This is a genomic window from Defluviimonas aquaemixtae (assembly GCF_900302475.1).
Classification (GTDB): Bacteria; Pseudomonadota; Alphaproteobacteria; order Rhodobacterales; family Rhodobacteraceae; genus Albidovulum; species Albidovulum aquaemixtae.
Map to the genome: position 1 here is coordinate 1366269 of NZ_OMOQ01000001.1, position 19831 is coordinate 1386099.

Below are 19831 nucleotides of genomic sequence, written 5' to 3' on the forward strand. Positions count from 1 at the left end.
CCGTCAGCCGAGCGCATAGCCCGCGCCGCGCACGGTGCGGATCGGATCGTCGCCCCCTTCGGCGCAGAGCGCCTTCCTCAGACGTCCGACATGGACGTCCACCGTCCGCGTGTCGACATAGATGTCGCGTCCCCAGACCCGGTCGAGAAGCTGTTCGCGGCTCCAGACCCGGCCGGGCTTTTCCATGAAGGTGGTGAGTAGACGGAATTCCGTCGGGCCAAGCTTCAGCAACTGGCCGTCGCGCCGCGCCCGGTGGGTTTCTGGATCGAGTGTGATGTCTTCGAACTCCAGCATCTCGCCCAGCGACGATGGCCGCGAGCGGCGAAGCTGCGTGCGCACCCGCGCCATCAGCTCAACTATTGAATAGGGCTTGACCATGTAATCGTCCGCCCCGGTCTCGAGCCCGCGGACGAGGTCGACTTCTTCGGAACGTGCCGACAGCATGATGATCGGCACGCCGCGCGTCTCGGCGCGCGACTTCAGCCGCCGGCAAACCTCGATACCCGAGACATTGGGCAGCATCCAGTCGAGCACAATGAGGTCGGGAACATCCTCGGCGACCAAAAGAAGTGCCTCCTCGCCATTGTCGGCCTGGTTCACGCGGAAGCCCTCGGCTTCGAGGTTGTAGGTCAAGACTTCGCGCTGCGCGGGTTCGTCTTCCACGACGAGCACGGTGGGCGCCTGCATATCAGCTTCCCTCCACTCCGATCGTGGTCACGCTCTCGGCCTTCGGGCGGCTTTCCTCAGGCAGTTCGCCCGTGACGAGGTAAATCACCTGCTCAGCAATCGCGGTTGCATGGTCCCCCATCCGCTCGATGTTCTTGGCGATAAAGTGCAGATGCATGCACGCCGTGATGTTGCGCGGGTCCTCCATCATGTGGGTGAGGAACTCGCGGAACAGCGCGTTGTACATCTGGTCGACCTCGCGGTCGCGGTTGCGCACGTCCTCGGCCAGATCGGCGTCGCGCTGGATGAAGGCGTCAAGCGCGTGGCTCAGCATCTCGGTCACTGTCTTGCTCATGCGGCGCAGCGATCCGCCCGCGCCAGGCACCGCGCTCATCTGTCCAAGGACGCGCGCACGCTTGGCCATGTTCTTGGCGAAATCGCCCGACCGCTCGAGGCTGGCCGCGATCTTCATCACGCTGAGCACGATCCTGAGATCCCGTGCGGCCGGCGCGCGCAGGGCGATCAGCCGGGCGCAGTCCTCGTTGATCCGGACCTCCAGTTCGTCGATCGCGCGGTCGCCGGCGCGAACCTTCTCGGCCAGGTCGTCGTCACGCTCCTGAAGGGCCTGCGCGGCCTCTGTGATGGACGTCTCGACCATGCCGCCCATCTTCATCAATAGCGCCTGGACGCCTTCCAGGTCGCGGTCGAAGGCACTGAGGATATGTTCGTGGCTCATGGCGATCCCTCTCAGCCGATCCGGCCGGTGATGTAGCTTTCCGTGCGCGGGTCGCGCGGATTGGTGAAGATCTGGCCCGTCTCGCCATATTCGACGAGGCTGCCGAGATGGAAGAACGCGGTGCGCTGGCTGACGCGTGCGGCCTGCTGCATCGAGTGCGTCACGATCACCACAGCGAAGCGCGCCCTGAGTTCGTCGATCAGTTCCTCGACCTGCGCCGTCGCGATCGGGTCGAGCGCCGAGCATGGCTCGTCCATCAGCAGCACTTCCGGAGAGGTCGCGACCGCTCGCGCGATGCAGAGCCGCTGCTGCTGGCCGCCCGAGAGCCCCGTGCCAGGTGCGTCCAGCCGGTCCTTCACCTCGTCCCAGAGCGCGGCGCGGCGAAGCGACTTCTCGACAATCGCGTCCAGCTCCGCCCGGTTGCGGGTCAGGCCGTGGATACGCGGTCCGTAGGCCACGTTGTCGTAGATCGATTTCGGGAAAGGATTGGGCTTCTGAAACACCATTCCCACCTTGGCGCGCAGTTGCACCGGATCGACGCGCTTGTCGTAGATGTCCTCGCCGTCGAGGGTGATATTGCCCTCGACACGGCAGATCGGGATCGTATCGTTCATACGGTTGAGGCAACGCAGGAACGTGGACTTGCCGCAGCCCGAGGGGCCGATGAATGCCGTGACGGTCTTGTCCAGGATGTCGACGGTCACATCCTTGATTGCATGGTTGTCGCCGTAATAGACCTGAACGTCCCTGGCGGTGATCTTGACGTCCTTCACGGTCACGTCCCTTTCGATCGTGCTTGCATCGTCCATTTCCGATTTCCTTTCAGGGACTACCATTTCCGCTCGAACCTGTTGCGCAAGTATATCGCGATTGCGTTCATCGTGATGAGGAAGCCCAAAAGGACAAGGATCGCTGCTGAGGTCCGGCTGACGAAGCCCCGCTCGGGGCTGTCGGCCCAGATGAAGATCTGAGTAGGTAGCGCTGTCGCGCTGTCGAACGGCGAAGCCGGTGCCGAAGTGATGAAAGCGTTCATCCCGATCAGCAGTAGCGGCGCCGTTTCGCCGAGCGCTTGAGCAAGCCCGATGATCGTGCCCGTCAGGATGCCCGGCATGGCGAGCGGCAGCACATGGCCGAACACGACCTGCTGCTTGGACGCGCCGATACCGAGCGCCGCTTCCCGGATCGAGGGCGGCACGGCTTTCAGCGCGGCGCGCGTGGCGATGATGATCGTGGGCATCGTCATGAGCGCGAGAGTCATGCCGCCGACGATCGGCGCGGAGCGGGGAAGGCCGAACCAGCCGATGAAGACCGCGAGAGCCAAGAGGCCGAACACCACCGACGGGACCGCCGCCAGGTTGTTGATATTGACCTCCACGAAGTCGCTGAAACGGTTCTTCGGCGCGAACTCCTCGAGATAGATCGCTGCCCCGATGCCGAGCGGGAACGAGATGAGGAAACAGACGAGGAGCGCCCAGAACGAGCCGATCAGCGCGCCCTTCAGGCCGGCAAGCTCGGGAAACCGGCTGTCGGCGTTCGTGATGAGCCCGGTATTGAGCGGCTTCGACACGACACCCTGGTCCTTCAGCATGTCGAAATAGGCGATCTCGTCGTCCTTGAGCCGGCGGTTCACCTCGGGGGTCTCGCGGTCGATCAACCCCTTGTTGAGCTGATCGTAGGGGTCCGAGACCGGCACCGTGACTTTCACGGTTTGCCCGATCAGGTCAGGGTCTGCGACCACCATGTCCCTCAGCTCGAACTGTGCCCCGTTGGACAGGATGCCGGCGACTTTCTTCGTTGCGGCACGGTTGTCGGGATCGACCCCCGGCAGCAACTGCAAGAGCGACGCCTCGATGACGTCGTCGAAGCCGCCGCGCGGCAGGCGTTCGGCCTTGACCTCCTCAGGGTCGATGAAGACGTCCAGCGTCACATGCGTTTGCATGAACGCCTGGTAGCCGGTCGATACGAGTGACGCGATCAGGATGAAGAGCATCAGGAAGGCGAAGAGAATCGCGCCGAGGCCAAGGCCCTGAAGTACCGCCTGCTTGCGGTGTCGGCGCCCGAGGCCCGCGCGTATCGCCTCCGTCGTATTGTGAGGCGGGCGCTCGAAGTTTTCTGGAGTGGTCTCGGTCATGGGCCGGCCTAGTCGTAGGCTTCGCGGTATTTGCGCACGATGCGCAGCGCGAAGATGTTGATGATGAGGGTGACGAGGAACAGCATCATCCCAAGCGCGAATGCCGCGAGTGTCTTGGGATTGTCGAACGACGTGTCGCCGATCAGAAGCGTCACGATCTGGACCGTCACGGTGGTAACGCTTTCCAGGGGGTTAATGGTGAGCTTCGCGATGAGCCCCGCGGCCATCACAACGATCATCGTCTCGCCGATCGCCCGGCTCACCGCGAGCAAGATACCGCCCACGATCCCCGGAATCGCCGCCGGGAAGAGGACGTTCAGCATTGTCTCAGCCCGCGTCGCGCCGAGCGCGAGCGCCCCGTCGCGAAGCGCGCGCGGTACCGCCGACAGCGCGTCGTCGGCGAAGGACGAGATGAACGGAATGAGCATGACGCCCATCACGCTGCCGGCCGCGAGCGCGGTGTTGGGCGCCACCGGAATGCCTAGCGAGGCGCCGAAGCTGCGCATCGCGGGCGCCACGACGAGGATCGCGAAGAACCCGTACACGACCGTTGGCACGCCCGCGAGGATCTCGAGCATGGGCTTGGCCACCGCCCGCAGGCGCTGGGGCGCGAATTCATTGAGGTAGATCGCCGACAAGAGACCGACCGGCACCGCGAGAAACAGAGCCACGGCCGTGATCACCAGCGTGCCGAGCATCACCGGCACCCAGCCGAAAGCCCCCTCCGCGGCCACCTGGCCTTCGCGGATCGGGATCTGCGGCTCCCAGTTGAGGCCGAAGAGGAATTCCCAGATCGACACCTTGTCCAAGAACCGCGCGGTCTCGAACAGAAGTGCGGCGACGATTCCGACCGTCGTGAATATTGCGACGACGGAGCAGAAGATCATCAGCCCCGAGATGATGCGCTCCACGCCCTGGCGGGCGCGGAAGCTCGCCGAAACGCGGAGGCGGGCGAACACCATCAGGCCGAGCGCAAGTGCGGCGACGCAGCCGAGCAAGAGCCAGCCCGCGATGAGATGCCTGCCCGCGTGCGCTTCGGCGGCCGCCAACTTCCACTCCTCGGGCGTTCCGAAGACGCGGCCCTGCGCGATCGACCTGATCTCAGCGAGGATAAGCTGGGTGGCTCCGCCGTCGAGACCGTCGAGCGTGCCGGCGGGCAGCGACGCCATCGTCAGCCGGTCGATCGCCGGCCCCTGAAGCGCAAGCCAGACGAGGATCAGGACGAGAACGGGCACGCCGATGCTCAGAAGCGAGTAGAGCCCGTGATAGCCTGAAAGCGAATGGAGCCGCGCACCGCCACTGCGGATCGAGCTCGCGGCCTGTCGGTTGAGCGCATAGCCGATGAGGCTTGCGGCAAGCAGCGTCGCGAAGGCCAGGGTCGTCATGGCAGCACTCATTTTCTGTTGCGCCCGAGCCTGTTACGGGCTCGGGCAGGTTTTGTTAGCCTTGGCCAATCAGTTCGTCGGCACGGCCATCGCGTCAGCGTTCAGCACCGAGTCCTGAAGCTCGATCCGGCGTTCGTCGGACAGCGCGACGAGACCGCGCTCCGAGAGGTAGCCGTCGGCTTTAAGCGCTTCGTCCGACATGTACTCTTCGATGAACTCGTCGAGATTTGGGATCACGCCGCGATGCGCGTTCTTGACGTAGAAGTAGAGCGGGCGCGACACCGGGTAGGACTTGTCGGCGATCGTGTCGCTGTTCGGTTCGACGCCATCGATCATGACCGGCTTCAGCTTGTCGAGGTTCTCGAAGAGGAACGAGTATCCGAAGATGCCCATCGCGTTCGGGTCGGCTTCGAGCCGCTGGACGATCAGGTTGTCGTTCTCGCCGGCCTCGACGAACTGGCCGTCCTGGCGCATGCGCGAGCAGTTTTCCTCGACCCAGTCGCCGTCGAAGCCACCGCTCTTGACGTAGTCGAGCTCTTCGCAACCGGCATGCATGGCCAGTTCGACGAAGGCGTCACGGGTGCCCGACGTCGGCGGCGGGCCGTAGGCGAGGATCTCGACCGCCGGCAGGTCCGGGTTGATCTCGTCCCAGGTCTTGTAAGGGTTGTCGGCCCATTCGCCGTCGACCGGCACCCGAGCGGCGAGCGCCAGATAGATGTCCTGGAGGCTCAGATCCCAATCGTTTTCGTTGGCGCGCGAGACGGCGATCGACAGGCCGTCAAAGCCGATCAGCGCCTCGGAGATGTCGGTCACGCCGTTTGCCTGGCAAAGCTCGTATTCGGAGAGTTTCATGGCGCGCGACGCGCCGGTGATGTCGGGATGGGCCTCGCCCACGCCGCCGCAGAAAATTTTCATGCCGCCGCCGGTGCCGGTCGATTCGACGATCGGAGAGGGCGAGCCGGTATTGTTGGCAAACTGCTCCGCAACGGCCTGCGTGTAGGGGAACACCGTGGACGAGCCTACGATGCGGATTTCGTCGCGGGCATCGGCAGCGGTCGCAGCAGCGGCCAGCGCAAGGGCCGAGACGGTGAACTTCGCGGATTTCATGATACTCTCCTGCACTTCTTGGTAGCGGTCACCCCAGTGGCGACCCCGGTCGATCCACTAGGCCTGCGCAGCAATTCTTTTGTGACAGTTGCGTAACGAATTTATGACACACGCGCCGCGCCCGCATGACCTCGAGTCAGGAGTCCGGCAGAATGACGATGAAGTTGCTGCCTTTTCCCAGTTCGCTTTCGATACGGAACCGGCCGCGATGGCGGTTCACTATGTGCTTTACGATCGCCAGGCCCAAACCCGTCCCACCTTTCTCGCGCGACCGATGCGTATCGACCCTGTAGAATCGCTCGGTCAGTCGCGGCAGGTGGAGGGGATCGATTCCCTCGCCTTTGTCGATGACCTCGATCTGCACCGCCGGTCCGCGAAGAACGGGCTCGCGTTCAAGCCGCGTGACGCGCAGCACCAGCTCCCCGCCCGCGCCGCCGTATTTCAGGCCGTTCTCGATGAGGTTGTGAAAGACCTGCGTGATCTGGTCGGGGTCGGCCTTCAGGCGCATCGGATCGGGGCCCGCGTCCAGCCGCAACGCCACGCCCGCCGCCTCGGCGGCGTCGCGATGGGTGTTCATGGCCCCGCGCAAGAGGCCGAGGACATCGACCTCGGTCGCCGGTCGGCGACGTTCTTCGGCCTCGACCCGACTTAGCGAAAGAAGATCGTTCACGAGCCGGATCATCCGCCCGCTCTCGCGCTCCATGATCGTGAGGAACCGCTCGCGCGCCGCCCGGTCGTCCCGTGCGGCCCCTCTCAGCGTCTCGATGAACCCGATGAGCGCGGTCAGTGGCGTGCGCAGCTCGTGGCTGACATTGGCCACGAAGTCGCGCCGCATCGCCCCCGCCCGTTTGAACGCGGTCTGATCGTCGAAAGCCACCATCGCGCCGCCCTCGTCTATCATCGGCGTCACGGTGACGGCCAGATGCGTCTCGGAAGCCGCCCCGGACAGGCTGATCCGGACGGACCCGACCTGACCGTCGCGGATGCTCGATTCGAGCGTTTCCAGGAAATCGGGATGGCGCAGGATCGCGTTGCAGTACCGACCTTCGAGCGCGTCGCCGAACAGCGCCCGTGCGCCGGCATTGGCTGCAATGACTCGCTGGTCGCGGCCGACGAAGATCAACGCCATCGGTACCGCCGCGAGAACATCCGCCATCCGCGTCACATCGCATCTCCCGCCGTCACGGATGCACTTCGCGCCCGTTCCGATCGCGCGCGACCCTGCTTCAGTCGCTCGCGAATGTAAATCTGTCGCTCCTCTCCCTTTGCGACGCGGCCCTGAAGGTTACATTGCACGGCGGAAAACGATCTGCATGCGTTGTTGTATCGGTCGGCAGGCCCGGCACGAGAGGACGCATTGACAATTCACATTAGCGAACCGACCAATGTCGCAACCCCACGCCGACGAGACCGAGCCCGAGGGCGCCGGCGATGACCGGGCGCCGAACACCCTGCGCATCCTGTCGCTCGGCATCGCGCCCGCACTTCTTGAGCGGGTGCGCGAAACGACCGGCGCGTCCTTTGTCATTGCGCAGTTTCCAGCCCTCGACGTCCAGCTTCTGGCGCAGGTGATGCCCGACATCGTCCTTGCGCCGCTTCTCGGGCAGGGATTCGACATTCTCGATCTTGCCGACCGGCTGTCCGAAATGGGCTATCGCGGCGCGCTCCACGCGGTCACGCCGCCGCTGCCCGATCCCGACGCCGTGCGCCGCGAGGTGACGAGCCACTGCGAGGGGGTCGTGTTTTCGCTCATTGTGCTCGACGAGCAGACGCCGGACTGATTGCCGGGCCTCAGATCGCGCGAAGACCTTTGGTGTAGCGCGCTGCGTTCTTCCGGTAGCGCGCGGCCGTTTCAAGTAGTGCAGCCCGCGCCTCTTCGTCCAGCATGCGCACCACCTTGCCGGGCGAACCGACCACAAGGCTGCTGTCCGGAATCTCCTTGCCCTCTGTAATGAGCGCCCCTGCCCCGATCAGACAGCCCCTGCCAATCTTCGCGCCGTTCAGAACCGTCGCGCCCATGCCGATCAGCGCGCCCTCGCCGATCGTGCAGCCATGCAGCATGGCCTTGTGGCCGACGGTGCAGTCGGGCCCGATCGTCAACGGAAACCCCGGGTCGGTGTGGCAGACGACGTTCTCCTGCAGGTTCGCGCCGCGCCCGACGCGGATCTCTTCGTTGTCGCCCCTGAGCGTGCAGCCGAACCAGACACTCGCGCCGTCCTCCAGCACCACCTTGCCGATCAGGTTGGCGTCCGGCGCCACCCAGCACTCCGCGCCGATCTGCGGCGCGACTCCATCGAGTTCGTAAATCATCGCGACTGAAACTCCCTGTTGAGGCCGCGCACGAAATCCGACAGGCCCGGCTGGCGGTCGCGCCGCATCCGCTCGGCGGCGAGGATTGTCTTCAGATCCGCCTCGGCGCGGTCGATGTCGTCGTTGATCAGGACATAATCATATTCCGCCCAGTGGCTGATCTCCGCTTCCGATTTGGCCATCCGGCCGTCGATAACCGCGTCGCTGTCCTGGCCGCGAGACCTCAGCCGCCGCTCCAATTCGGCGATCGACGGCGGCAGGATGAAGATCGACACGACGTCCTGTCTCATCGCTTGCTTGATTTGCTGACCGCCCTGCCAGTCGATGTCGAATATCGTGTCGCGGCCCTCGGCCATCGCGGCCTCGACCGGTCCGCGCGGACTGCCGTACAGATTGCCGAAGACCTCGGCATGTTCGAGCATCTCGCCGTTCGTGACCATCGCCTCGAATTCCTCACGGCTCCGGAAGTAGTACTCGCGCCCTTCCTCCTCACCCGGCCGTGGCGGACGGGTGGTGGCCGAGATCGAAAAGCGCATTGTCTTGTCCCAGGCCATCAGTCGCTGCGCCAGCGTCGACTTGCCCGCCCCCGAAGGCGAGGACAGAATGATCAGCAACCCCTTGCGCTTCATCGTCATTCCACGTTCTGAACCTGCTCGCGCATCTGGTCGATCACGGTCTTGAGGTCAAGCCCGATGCGGGTCAGCGCCGCGTTGCCGGACTTGGAGCAGAGCGTGTTCGCCTCGCGCATGAATTCCTGCATGAGGAAGTCAAACTTGCGCCCGACCGCGCCGGGCTCGGCCAGAAGCGCCCGCGCCGCGCCGACATGGGCGGCAAGCCGGTCGATCTCTTCGCTCACGTCCGCCTTGACGATGATGAGCGCGAGTTCCTGCGCGACCCGCTGGGGGTCCGCATCCGCCGTCCCGGCGAGGACACGGGTCAGGTTGGCGTTCAGCGTCGCCTCCATCTCTGGCCGGCGGGCGTCGGCGGCGGCGCGCGCCTCCTCGGTCAGCGCGGCGATGCGGTCGATCTGACCCGCGATGACGCTGGCGAGCGCGCTGCCCTCCGCCACCCGCATTCCGGCGAAGTCGGCCAGGAGCGGGTCGAGATCCGCCAGAATCGCGTCGAGAAGCGGCTTCGAATCCTCCGTCTCGCCGCCCAGATCCGTGACGCCGCGCAGGCCGAGGATGTCGGCCATTCCCGGATCGGTTACAGCCAGCCCCTGCGCATGTGCCCGTGCCTTTACCAGCAGCAACGCCGAAAGCGCGGCATCGAGCCCCGCGGGGTTCACGCGTAGTGCGTCGGCCCCTTCTTCGCGCTGAAGCTTCAGGCTCAGGGTGACGTTGCCCCGCGCCGCGACCTTGGCGACGGCGGTGCGCGCAGCGGGCTCAAGTCCCTCGATCCAGTCGGGCAGCCTGAGGCGCAGGTCAAGTCCCTTGCCGTTGACCGAGCGAATCTCCCACGCCCAGGCATAGCCCGCCCCCTGCCCGCGACGGGCCGCGAATCCCGTCATCGAGACCAGTGCAGCGTTTACCATTTAAGACTTTTGTCCCCCCGTCCGGCGCGAGACCGCGTATATTAACACTTGGGTAAGCATTCCGGTCCTAGGGTTAACAAAACCTGACTGCCGCGACAACGCGAGCGGACCGAAGAATGCGGGCGCGGCAGTGAGTGTGACATGAACGTATTCATCGAGAACCGGGGCAAGGTGGTCCCGCTGACGGGAAACCACAAGACCATGAGATTTCAGTGCATTTCCGACGTCAGGGCCTATTGGGAGGCACTTCGTGATGGGCGCGCGGCCCCTTTCCGGTCCGAAGTCGATCCGCGCGGGATCGAACGAGCGCTGGAATACGCCTTCGTACTGGAACGGATCGCACCGCAGGTGGCGCGGTTCCGCTTGGCCGGGATGCACCTGACCGACCTGATGGGCATGGAAGTGCGTGGCATGCCCGTGACTGCGTTCTTCACCCCCGAGGCGCGCGCCGAGGCTTCGGCGGCGCTCGAGGCGGTGTTTTCGGGTCCCAATACGGCGGAGCTATCGCTCAGGGCGGAACCCGGCCTCGGCCGGCCCGCGCTCGAGGCGCGGCTTCTTATCCTGCCGCTGCGCAGCGACCTCGGCGACATGACCCGAGCACTCGGTTGCCTGACGGCCGAAGGGCCGATCGGCCGTACGCCGCGCCGCTTCGACGTCGTGTCTGCCACGGTTAGGCCGATCTCTGCGGTTGTGCCTGGCCCGGCGCGCGCGCCGCGTACCCCGATGCCGAATGGTTTCGCCGAATCTCCGGCCGAGTTCGCGCTTGCGCAGCCGCCCGCGATCCGCAGCCGCGGACATCTCAGACTGGTCAAGTCTGACAGCTAGGCCGCAAGTGCCTCTCCCCCGTCCTCGCGTCGTTTCCGTTAGTGCAGGTAATGAGTGACGGCGGCAGGCTACATGCCTGCCGCCTTTTGCATGGCGCGCCGGTCCAGAAGTTCTTCGGCGACAAGGAAGGCCAGTTCCAGCGACTGCGACGCGTTGAGTCGCGGATCGCACGCCGTGTGGTAGCGGTCCGACAGATCCTCGTCCGTCACCGCGCGCACGCCCCCGGTGCATTCGGTCACATCCTGGCCCGTCATCTCGAAATGGACGCCGCCCGGGATCGTGCCTTCCGCCTTGTGGACCGCGAAGAACTCCTTCACCTCGCGCAGGACGCTGTCGAATGGCCGGGTCTTGTAGCCGGAGGCCGACTTGATCGTGTTGCCGTGCATCGGGTCGCAGGACCAGACCACCTTGGCGCCCTCTTCCTCTACCGCGCGGATCAGGCGTGGCAGATGGTCGCCGACCTTGCCCGCCCCGAACCGCGCGATCAGCGTCACCCGGCCGGCCTCGTTCTCCGGGTTGAGCCGTTCGAGAAGCACCTTCAGGTCGTCGGTGGTCAAGGAAGGTCCGCATTTCAGCCCGATCGGGTTCTGAACGCCGCGCGCGAAATCCACATGCGCGCCGTTTGGCTGCCGCGTCCGGTCGCCGATCCAGATCATGTGGCCCGACCCCGCAACCGGCAATCCGCTCGTCGAATCGATGCGGCAGAGCGCCTCTTCGTATTCGAGGAGCAGCGCCTCGTGGCTGGTGTAGAAGTCCACCGCCGCCATTGCATGAACCTTGTCCGACGTGACCCCGGCCGCTGTCATGAACTCCATGGCGTCCTGGATGCGGCCGGCGATCTCGCGGTAACGCTTGGCGTCCGCCTCGCCCGTGAAGCCGGCGATCCAGCTCTGCACCCGATGCATGTCGGCGAAGCCGCCGGTCGAGAACGCACGGAGCAGGTTCAGCGAGGCTGCGGCCTGCGTGTAGGCCTGCAGCATCCGCGTCGGATCAGGCACCCGGGACTCGGATGTGAAGTCGAACCCGTTGATGATGTCGCCGCGATAGGACGGAAGCTCCACTCCGCCCACCGCCTCGGTCGGGGCCGAGCGCGGCTTGGCGAACTGCCCGGCCACGCGGCCGATCTTGACGACCGGCAGTTTCGCGCCCCAGGTCAGCACGATCGCCATCTGCAACAGCACCTTGAACGTGTCGCGAATGTTGTCGGCGGAGAACTCCGAGAAGCTTTCGGCGCAGTCGCCCCCCTGTAGAAGGAACGCGCGCCCTTCGGCCACTTCGCCGAGCGCACGCTTGAGCTTGCGCGCCTCGCCCGCGAACACGAGAGGCGGCATTTTCGCTAGCTGCGCTTCTACCGACCGCAGGACAGCCGGGTCGGGATAGTCGGGCATTTGCACCCGGGGCTTCGCGCGCCAGTCTGATTTGGTCCAGCCCATTGTCATCTGTTCTCTCCTGAAGGCCTTCGCGACAACAGGCGGCTTATAGGCCACGACAGCGGCGTGTTGCAAACCGAATTGCCCTGAAATCTCGCTTGCGGCTGCTCGCAAAAAAGTGCTTCTCTCGCTAATCTGGACGCTAAACGACAGGATTGGGTCGCGAAATGGTCATCGCACCTGGCACTCGCACAAAGGAAGCCGGCGGTGCGCATCGTCAGCGGCGCTTCGTCTTTCTTCTTCTCGACAAGTTCACCATGCTGTCCTTCGCAGGCGCGATCGAACCCTTGCGCATCGCGAACCGGGTGATCGGACGCCCCGCCTATAGCTGGGTACTTGCGGGCGAGAACGGGGCGGAAGTGACCTGTTCGAACGGCGCGTCGTTCAGGCTGGACATCGGTCTCGCCGAGATCGAGCGCGAGGATACAGTGTTCGTTTGTGGCGGTATCGACGTTCAGGCCGCAACCACGCGGCCGATCCTCAACTGGCTCAGGCGCGAGGCGCGGCGCGGAGTCGCGATCGGCGGGCTCTGCACCGGGGCCTACACCGTCGCCAAGGCCGGCCTTCTCGACGGCAAGCGCGCGACCATCCACTGGGAGAACCAGGACAGCTTCCTCGAGGAATTCGAGGACGTGAAGCTCACGAAATCCGTCTTCGTGGTCGACGGAAACCGCATGTCGACCGCAGGCGGCACGGCCTCGATCGACATGATGCTGAAGATCATCGCCCAGGACCACGGCGAGGACATCGCCAATACCGTGGCCGACCAGCTCATCTATTCCTCCATCCGCACCGACCAGGATACGCAGCGGCTGTCGATTCCGACCCGGATCGGTGTGCGCCATCCGAAACTGTCCCAGGTCATCCAGATGATGGAGCAGAACATCGAGGATCCGATCAGCCCGGCCGACCTCGCCGCCGATGTCGGCATGTCAACGCGCCAGCTCGAACGGCTGTTTCGCCGGTATCTGAACCGCAGCCCCAAGCGCTACTACATGGAGCTCAGGCTCCAGAAGGCGCGCAATCTCCTCATGCAGACCGATATGAGCGTAATCAACGTGGCGCTCGCCTGCGGCTTCGCGAGCCCGTCGCATTTCTCCAAATGCTACCGGGCGCACTACAAGACAACGCCCTACCGTGAGCGCGGTAGCCACGGCGCCGCCGCGATCCAGGCGCCGCGCCTTTCGATCTGAGCCGCCAAGGCGGCGCTACTCCGGCCGGATACGGAAAAGCGCGCCGCGATCCACTGACAGGAACCAGATGGAGCCGTCCGGCGCCTCGCGGACGTCGCGGACGCGGCCCGTTTCGCCCGAGCGCACCTCCTCCTCGGCCCAGCCGTCCTCGGGGTCGAGCCGCGCGATGTAGTCGAATTTCAGGCTGCCCACGAAATGATCGCCCGTCCAGTCAGGCCACAGTTTGCCCGAATAGACCATGTGGCCCGAGGGCGCGATCGACGGGTCCCAGTAGTGGACGGGCTGCTCCATGTCGGGCGCCTCGGTGCCGACACCGATCTTACTCCCGTTGTAGTGGCGGCCATAGGCGATGATCGGCCAGCCGTAATTCGCGCCTGCGCGGATCAGGTTCACCTCGTCGCCGCCCCGCGCGCCGTGTTCGGACGCCCAGAGTTGACCCTCCGCGTCGAACGCCAGGCCTTGCGGATTGCGATGGCCGTAGCTCCAGATCTCGCCGCCCGCGCGGTCGGGAAAGGGGTTGCCGGGCGCGGCGGTCCCGTCCCGCGTCAGCCGCACGATCTTGCCATGCAGGAGATCGAGGTCCTGAGCAGGATCGAAGGCTCCACGCTCGCCGAGCGTGAGAAAGATCGACCCGTCTGGCGCTTCGGCCAGGCGTCCGCCGAAATGACGACCCCCGGACGATCCCCCGGGCATTTCCCAGATCACCTTGACGTCGCTGAGGCGCGCGCCGTCGAGCCGCCCCGAGGCGAGAGCTGTCCCGGTTCCCAACCGCTGCGTGCGCGCGAAACTCAAGAGAACCTCCCCGGTCTCGGCAAAGTCGCGCGGCACGAGAACGTCGAAAAGCCCCGCCTGCCCGCCCGTCCGCACCTCGGGCAGGCCCGACACCTCTTCGACCCCACCGGCCTTTCCGAACCGCCAGAGCCGGCCGGCCCTTTCGGTCACGAGGTATCCGCCATCGGGCAGAAAGGCCAGAGACCACGGCTCTGTAAGGCCGCTGGCAACCGGGTCGATTCGGACCGTGCCCGCACTGGTCTGGAGAGTCTCGGATGCGCCGGGGCCGGCGAGATAGCAAAGCAGTATGAGAAATGCGCCGGGAATCCGCATGGTTCCGCCCTTCAAAACAATGCATTCAGCATAGGGCCGCCCGGCGCGGGGTCCAGTCACAGTACCGGCACATAGGGACAATTCGCCTATGAAGCCAGCGCTTTCCTTTTCATCAGAGCCGCTCTAGTTTGCGCTCAGGACAACGTTCCAATCAGGGAGTAGCATTATGAAAAGACTACTAACCGCCACTGCGGCCGTCGCACTCATGGCCGGCGCTGCCGGTGCCGAAGACATCAAGATCGGCGTAATTCTCGGCTTCACTGGCCCACTTGAATCGATCACCCCCGCGATGGGCCAGGGCGCCGAACTGGCGATGCAGGAAGTCACCGACTCCGGCAAGCTGCTGGACGGATCGACCGTGACCTCCGTGCGCGGCGATTCCACTTGTGTCGACGCCGCCGCCGCGACCGCAGCGGCCGAACGCCTCGTGACCACCGACCAGGTCAACGCCATCATGGGCGCGGACTGTTCGGGCGTTACCGGCGCGATCCTCGCCAACGTCGCTGTGCCCAACGGCATCGTGATGGTCTCGCCTTCGGCGACGTCGCCGGCGCTCTCGACCGCCGAAGACAACGGGCTCTTCTTCCGCACCGCCCCGTCGGATGCGCGTCAGGGCGAAATCGTCCGCGACATCCTGAAAGAGCGCGGCATCACTTCGATCGCGCTGACCTACACCAACAACGACTACGGCAAGGGCCTTGCAGAATCGATCCAGCGGAACTTCGAGGAAGCGGGGGGCACGGTGACCATCTCCGCCGCACATGAAGACGGCAAGGCGGACTACTCGGCCGAAGTCGGCTCGCTCGCCTCGGCCGGCGGCGACGTTCTCGTTGTCGCGGGCTATATCGACCAGGGCGGTTCGGGGATCGTCCGGAACGCGCTCGACACCGGGGCGTTCTCGACCTTCTACTTCCCCGACGGGATGGTCGGCGAGAAGCTGAATGAAAACTTTGGCGCCGAGATCAACGGCTCTTACGGCGCGCTTCCGGGCACCGACAGCCCTGGCGCGGCGAAGTTCCAGGAACTGGCCACGGCGGCGGGCTTCGACGGCACCGGAGCCTTCGCGCCCGAAAGCTATGACGCAGCTGCGCTGATCATGCTGGCAATGCAGGCGGCCGGCTCCTCCGCCTCTGGCGATCTCGCGGGCAAGGTCATGGATGTCGCCAACGCACCGGGCACCGAGATCTATCCGGGCGAACTTGCCAAGGGTCTCGAACTGCTCGCGGCCGGCGAGGACATCGACTATGTCGGCGCCTCGGCGGTGGAACTGATCGGACCGGGTGAATCGGCCGGCAACTACCGCGAGATCGAGTTCGTGGACGGCAAGTACGAAACGGTCAAGTTCCACTGATCCGCGAAAATGTGAGGGGCAGCCCGGCAATCCGGGCTGCCTTTTCGTATAAATACAAACGCTTCTACGATACTCTTCTCTTCGTGTCGAAATCGAAGCTTTGGGGGGATGCATGATCACGGTCGAGGATCTGCACAAGCATTTCGGCGGGTTCCGGGCCGTCGACGGCGCATCCATGAAAATCGCCACGGGGTCGATCACCGGGTTGATCGGGCCTAACGGCGCGGGTAAGTCGACCCTCTTCAACGTCATCGCGGGCGTCTATCAGCCGACCTCCGGTCGCGTCCTGATGGACGGCGAGGACATCACCGGCCTGCCGCCGCATGACCTCTTTCATAAGGGTCTATTGCGCACCTTCCAGATCGCGCATGAATTCTCGTCGATGACTGTGCGCGAAAACCTTATGATGGTGCCGGCGCGCCAGTCGGGCGAAACTCTTTGGAATGCGTGGTTCCATCGCGGCAGAATCCGCAACGAGGAGCTGGAGCTTGCGAGGAAAGCCGACGAAGTTCTTGACTTTCTGACGATTTCACATCTTGCCGACGAACGCGCCGGAAACCTCTCTGGCGGGCAGAAAAAGCTTCTGGAGCTTGGCCGCACGATGATGGTCGACGCCAAGGTCGTCTTTCTCGACGAAGTCGGCGCGGGCGTGAACCGAACGCTCCTGAACACGATCGGCGACGCGATCATCCGGCTTAACAAGGAACGCGGCTACACGTTCTGCGTGATCGAACACGACATGGATTTCATCGGCAAGCTCTGCGACCCCGTCATCGTGATGGCCGAGGGCAAGGTTCTGGCCGAGGGGCCGGCCGAACACATCATGGAGAACGAGGCGGTTATCGAGGCCTATCTGGGGCGCGGTCTCAAAAACAAGATCAAGGCGGAGGCCGGGGCATGACCAGGTCACCTAACCCCTACAAGGACGACCGCGGCAACAAGGACCGCTCGATCACGAAGGCCGGCGGCGGCGAACTGGAACTTCCGAAGACGCGCGGAGTTTCCCGCCCCGCCCCCGGCGGCCCATTCCTCGCCGCAGAGAACATGACTGGCGGCTACGGCGCAGCCGATATCCTGCTCGACTGCACGCTGACCGTCGAGAAGGGCCAGATCGCGGTCATCGTCGGCCCGAACGGCGCGGGCAAGTCGACCGCGATGAAGGCGGTCTTCGGCATGCTGAATCTGCGCAAGGGCAAGGTGAGACTCGACGGCGAGGACATCACGGACCTCTCGCCGCAGGATCGGGTGGCGAAAGGCATGGGCTTCGTGCCGCAGGTCAACAACGTCTTTCCCTCGATGAGCGTCGAGGAAAATCTCGAGATGGGCGCCTTCATCCGGCGCGACGACTTCAGGCGCACGATGGAGCAGGTCTTCGACCTCTTTCCGATCCTGAAGGAAAAGCGTCGTCAGGCAGCGGGCGAGCTGTCGGGCGGACAGCGCCAACAGGTCGCGGTCGGCCGCGCGCTCATGACCAAGCCGAAGCTCCTGATGCTGGACGAACCCACGGCGGGGGTCTCGCCCATCGTCATGGACGAGCTATTCGACCGCATCATCGAGGTCGCGCGGACCGGCATCTCGATCCTCATGGTCGAGCAGAATGCCCGTCAGGCGCTGGCGATCGCCGATATGGGTTACGTCCTCGTTCAGGGCGCCAACCGCTACACGGACACCGGAGAGGCGCTTCTGGCCGACCCGGAAGTCCGGCGCTCGTTCCTGGGAGGCTGAGGGATGGACCTTCTCAACGCAATCGTGGCACTTCTGAACTTCGTGATCATCCCCGCCACGTCCTATGGCGCTCAACTCGCGCTAGGGGCTCTCGGTGTCACGCTGATCTACGGCATCCTCAGGTTCTCGAACTTCGCTCATGGCGACACGATGGCGTTCGGCACCGCGATGGTGATCCTCTTCACCTGGTTGTTTCAGGGCATGGGGATCAGCTTCGGCGTTCTGCCGACCGCGCTTCTTGCCCTTCCCTTCGGGATCGCGGCCACGGCGGCTTTGGTGCTCGCGACCGACAGGGCCGTCTACCAATTCTACCGCCGGCAGAAGGCTGCCCCGGTGATCCTCGTCATCGTCTCGATGGGGGTGATGTTCGTCATGAACGGAATCACCCGCTTCGTCATCGGAGTCGACGAAATCCGGTTCGCCGATGGCGGCCGGTTCCTGATCAATGCGGGCGAGTTCAAGCGCTCGACCGGGCTTGCCGAGGGGCTCGCGTTCAAGTCCACGCAGGCGCTGACCATCGTCACCGCCGTGATCGTGGTGGCCGCGCTCTTCTGGTTCCTGAACCGGACGCGCACCGGCAAGTCGATGCGCGCCTATTCCGACAACGAGGATCTGGCGCTTCTGTCGGGCATCAATCCCGAACGGGTCGTGGCCGTCACCTGGATCATTGCAGCCGGGCTCGCGACCATCGCGGGCACGCTTTACGGTCTGGACAAGTCGTTCAAGGCCTTCAACTACTTCCAGCTTCTCCTGCCGATCTTCGCCTCGGCGATCGTCGGTGGCCTCGGCAGCCCGCTCGGCGCGATCGCCGGCGGCTTCCTGATCGCGTTCTCAGAGGTCGGTTTCACCTATGCCTGGAAGAAGGTGGCGACCTATGTCCTGCCCGAAAGCCTCGCGCCCGACGGGCTCGCGCAGCTTCTGTCCACCGACTACAAGTTCGCGGTCTCCTTCGCGATCCTGATCGTCGTCCTCCTCTTCAAGCCCACGGGCCTCTTCAAGGGGAAAGCGGTATGAACATGCGCAATATTCTCCTTTTTGCCTTCGTCGCGGCCCTCATCATCGGCGAAGGCATGACGGCCAGCTGGAACACCGCGCTCGGCATCCTGAACATGGGGCTGATCTCGGCAATCCTCGCTTTGGGCGTGAACATGCAATGGGGCTATGCCGGGCTTTTCAATGTCGGCGTCGTGGGCTTTGTCGCGCTCGGCGGCCTCGCCCCGGTCCTTGTCGCGACGCCGCCCGTGACTGAGGTCTGGACCGCGAATGGTGGTTTCCGGCTCCTCCTCGCGCTCGTTCTCGGCGCTGCGGTGATTGCGCTCGCCATCATGCTGAACCACAGGCTCGGGGGCCGGGCGCGCATCCTCGCACTTCTTGTGGTGCTCATCGGCGGCTTCTTCCTCTACCGCGCAGTGTTCGACCCCGCCGTCGAGGTCGTCGAGGCGTTCCGGCCGGCGACCTACTCGAACCTCGGCGGCCTCGGCCTGCCGGTGCTGCTCGCCTGGCCTGTGGGCGGGGTTCTGGCCGCAGGTGCCGCCTGGATCATCGGCAAGACCGCCCTTGGCCTGCGCTCAGACTACCTCGCCATCGCGACCTTGGGCATCGGCGAGATCATCATCGCGATCATGAAGAACGAGGATTGGCTGGCGCGCGGCGTGAAGAACGTGATCTCGATCCCCCGCCCGGTGCCCTACGAGGTCGACCTGCAGCGCAGTTCCGGCTTCGTCGAATGGGCGGCGAGCTTCGGCTCCGATCCCGTGACAGCCTCGACTGTCGTCGTGAAGCTTCTCTACGCGCTCCTGTTCCTGGCCATCCTGCTTGTGCTGCTCTGGGCGTCGCAGAAGGCGCTCAACTCGCCCTGGGGCCGGATGATGCGCGCGATCCGCGACAACGAGACGGCGGCCGAGGCGATGGGCAAGGACGTGACGCGCCGGCATCTTCAGATCTTCATTCTCGGCTCGGCCGTCTGCGGGCTTGCCGGGGCGATGATCGTCACGCTCGACAGCCAGCTCACGCCCGGCACCTACAATCCCCTGCGCTTCACCTTCCTCATCTGGGTGATGGTGATCGTAGGCGGCTCGGGCAACAACTGGGGCGCCGTGCTGGGCGGATTCCTGATCTGGTTCCTCTGGATCAAGGTGGAGCCGTGGGGCAATCAGCTCATGGACCTGATCACTTCCGGTATGGCTGACGGTGCTCTGAAAAGTCACCTCCAGGACAGCGCCGCGCATATGCGGCTCCTGACCATGGGGGTCGTGTTGCTGTTGGTCCTGCGCTTCAGTCCGCGCGGGCTGATTCCCGAGAAGTAACCTCGGCTTCCGTGTCGCCCAAGTGGCG

20 protein-coding genes are annotated in these 19831 nt (G+C 64.7%); 8 read left to right on the top strand and 12 right to left on the bottom strand.

Annotated elements, in window-relative coordinates; translation table 11 throughout:
* Positions 1–3: 3 nt before the first annotated feature.
* The 7 genes from phoB to DEA8626_RS06765 form a co-directional block, all read right to left on the bottom strand.
* A complete protein-coding gene (gene phoB, locus DEA8626_RS06735) occupies positions 4–687 on the bottom strand; it encodes a phosphate regulon transcriptional regulator PhoB (RefSeq protein WP_108852241.1) in 684 nt (227 codons plus the stop codon).
* Position 688: 1 nt separating this feature from the next.
* The gene (phoU, locus tag DEA8626_RS06740; protein WP_108852242.1) at positions 689–1402 is read right to left on the bottom strand and encodes a phosphate signaling complex protein PhoU; all 714 of its coding nucleotides are present in this window, start codon (positions 1400–1402) and stop codon (positions 689–691) included.
* Between the two features lie 11 nt (positions 1403–1413).
* Entirely contained in the window at positions 1414–2211 is a 798-nt protein-coding gene (gene pstB, locus DEA8626_RS06745) for a phosphate ABC transporter ATP-binding protein PstB (protein WP_108852243.1), read from the bottom strand.
* A 20-nt stretch (positions 2212–2231) separates the two neighbouring features.
* A complete protein-coding gene (gene pstA, locus DEA8626_RS06750) occupies positions 2232–3533 on the bottom strand; it encodes a phosphate ABC transporter permease PstA (protein ID WP_108852244.1) in 1302 nt (433 codons plus the stop codon).
* 8 nt (positions 3534–3541) lie between these two features.
* Positions 3542–4918: a phosphate ABC transporter permease subunit PstC gene (gene pstC, locus DEA8626_RS06755; protein ID WP_108852245.1), complete on the bottom strand. Its 1377-nt coding sequence runs from the start codon at positions 4916–4918 to the stop codon at positions 3542–3544.
* Between the two features lie 69 nt (positions 4919–4987).
* Positions 4988–6025, bottom strand: coding sequence for a substrate-binding domain-containing protein (locus DEA8626_RS06760; RefSeq protein WP_108852246.1), 1038 nt, complete (start codon positions 6023–6025; stop codon positions 4988–4990).
* Positions 6026–6161: 136 nt separating this feature from the next.
* Positions 6162–7181 (bottom strand): ATP-binding protein, encoded by a 1020-nt coding sequence (locus tag DEA8626_RS06765; RefSeq protein WP_108852247.1) that lies wholly within the window; start codon positions 7179–7181, stop codon positions 6162–6164.
* Positions 7182–7410: 229 nt separating this feature from the next.
* Between DEA8626_RS06765 and DEA8626_RS06770 the strand changes: the two genes are divergently transcribed.
* A complete protein-coding gene (locus tag DEA8626_RS06770) occupies positions 7411–7806 on the top strand; it encodes a hypothetical protein (protein WP_108852248.1) in 396 nt (131 codons plus the stop codon).
* A gap of 10 nt (positions 7807–7816) precedes the next feature.
* On the opposite strand, the gene DEA8626_RS06775 is transcribed toward DEA8626_RS06770, so the two are convergent.
* Genes DEA8626_RS06775 through DEA8626_RS06785 form a run of 3 tightly spaced genes read right to left on the bottom strand, consistent with a single transcriptional unit; the run spans position 7817 to position 9869 of the window.
* Entirely contained in the window at positions 7817–8335 is a 519-nt protein-coding gene (locus DEA8626_RS06775; protein ID WP_108852249.1) for a gamma carbonic anhydrase family protein, read from the bottom strand.
* Positions 8332–8964 carry a guanylate kinase gene (gene gmk / locus DEA8626_RS06780; protein ID WP_108852250.1) on the bottom strand — a complete coding sequence of 211 codons (633 nt, stop codon included), beginning with the start codon at positions 8962–8964 and terminating at the stop codon, positions 8332–8334. The genes DEA8626_RS06775 and gmk overlap by 4 nt, the downstream gene beginning before the upstream one ends.
* A gap of 2 nt (positions 8965–8966) precedes the next feature.
* Positions 8967–9869, bottom strand: a complete 903-nt coding sequence (locus DEA8626_RS06785; RefSeq protein ID WP_245890784.1) for a YicC/YloC family endoribonuclease — start codon at positions 9867–9869, stop codon at positions 8967–8969.
* Positions 9870–10010: 141 nt separating this feature from the next.
* Here DEA8626_RS06785 and DEA8626_RS06790 point away from each other — a divergent pair, with 141 nt between their 5' ends.
* Positions 10011–10694, top strand: coding sequence for a PAS domain-containing protein (locus tag DEA8626_RS06790; protein WP_108852251.1), 684 nt, complete (start codon positions 10011–10013; stop codon positions 10692–10694).
* Between the two features lie 68 nt (positions 10695–10762).
* Here DEA8626_RS06790 and DEA8626_RS06795 read toward each other — a convergent pair whose 3' ends face one another.
* Positions 10763–12133: a class II 3-deoxy-7-phosphoheptulonate synthase gene (locus tag DEA8626_RS06795; RefSeq protein WP_108852252.1), complete on the bottom strand. Its 1371-nt coding sequence runs from the start codon at positions 12131–12133 to the stop codon at positions 10763–10765.
* Between the two features lie 158 nt (positions 12134–12291).
* Between DEA8626_RS06795 and DEA8626_RS06800 the strand changes: the two genes are divergently transcribed.
* Positions 12292–13317, top strand: coding sequence for a GlxA family transcriptional regulator (locus DEA8626_RS06800; protein WP_108852253.1), 1026 nt, complete (start codon positions 12292–12294; stop codon positions 13315–13317).
* Between the two features lie 15 nt (positions 13318–13332).
* Here DEA8626_RS06800 and DEA8626_RS06805 read toward each other — a convergent pair whose 3' ends face one another.
* Positions 13333–14421, bottom strand: coding sequence for a PQQ-dependent sugar dehydrogenase (locus DEA8626_RS06805; RefSeq protein WP_108852254.1), 1089 nt, complete (start codon positions 14419–14421; stop codon positions 13333–13335).
* Positions 14422–14587: 166 nt separating this feature from the next.
* On the opposite strand from DEA8626_RS06805, the gene DEA8626_RS06810 reads away from it, so the two are divergent.
* From DEA8626_RS06810 to DEA8626_RS06830, 5 genes are all read left to right on the top strand, one after another.
* Entirely contained in the window at positions 14588–15772 is a 1185-nt protein-coding gene (locus DEA8626_RS06810) for an ABC transporter substrate-binding protein (protein WP_108852255.1), read from the top strand.
* A gap of 112 nt (positions 15773–15884) precedes the next feature.
* Positions 15885–16673, top strand: a complete 789-nt coding sequence (locus DEA8626_RS06815; RefSeq protein WP_108852256.1) for an ABC transporter ATP-binding protein — start codon at positions 15885–15887, stop codon at positions 16671–16673.
* Positions 16670–17497 carry an ABC transporter ATP-binding protein gene (locus tag DEA8626_RS06820; RefSeq protein ID WP_108852257.1) on the top strand — a complete coding sequence of 276 codons (828 nt, stop codon included), beginning with the start codon at positions 16670–16672 and terminating at the stop codon, positions 17495–17497. Before DEA8626_RS06815 ends, DEA8626_RS06820 begins: the two co-directional genes overlap by 4 nt.
* Positions 17498–17500: 3 nt before the next feature.
* Complete coding sequence (locus tag DEA8626_RS06825; RefSeq protein ID WP_108852258.1) at positions 17501–18511, top strand: branched-chain amino acid ABC transporter permease; 1011 nt, start codon at positions 17501–17503, stop codon at positions 18509–18511.
* Between the two features lie 2 nt (positions 18512–18513).
* A complete protein-coding gene (locus DEA8626_RS06830) occupies positions 18514–19803 on the top strand; it encodes a branched-chain amino acid ABC transporter permease (RefSeq protein ID WP_438502432.1) in 1290 nt (429 codons plus the stop codon).
* Positions 19804–19831 lie beyond the last annotated feature (28 nt).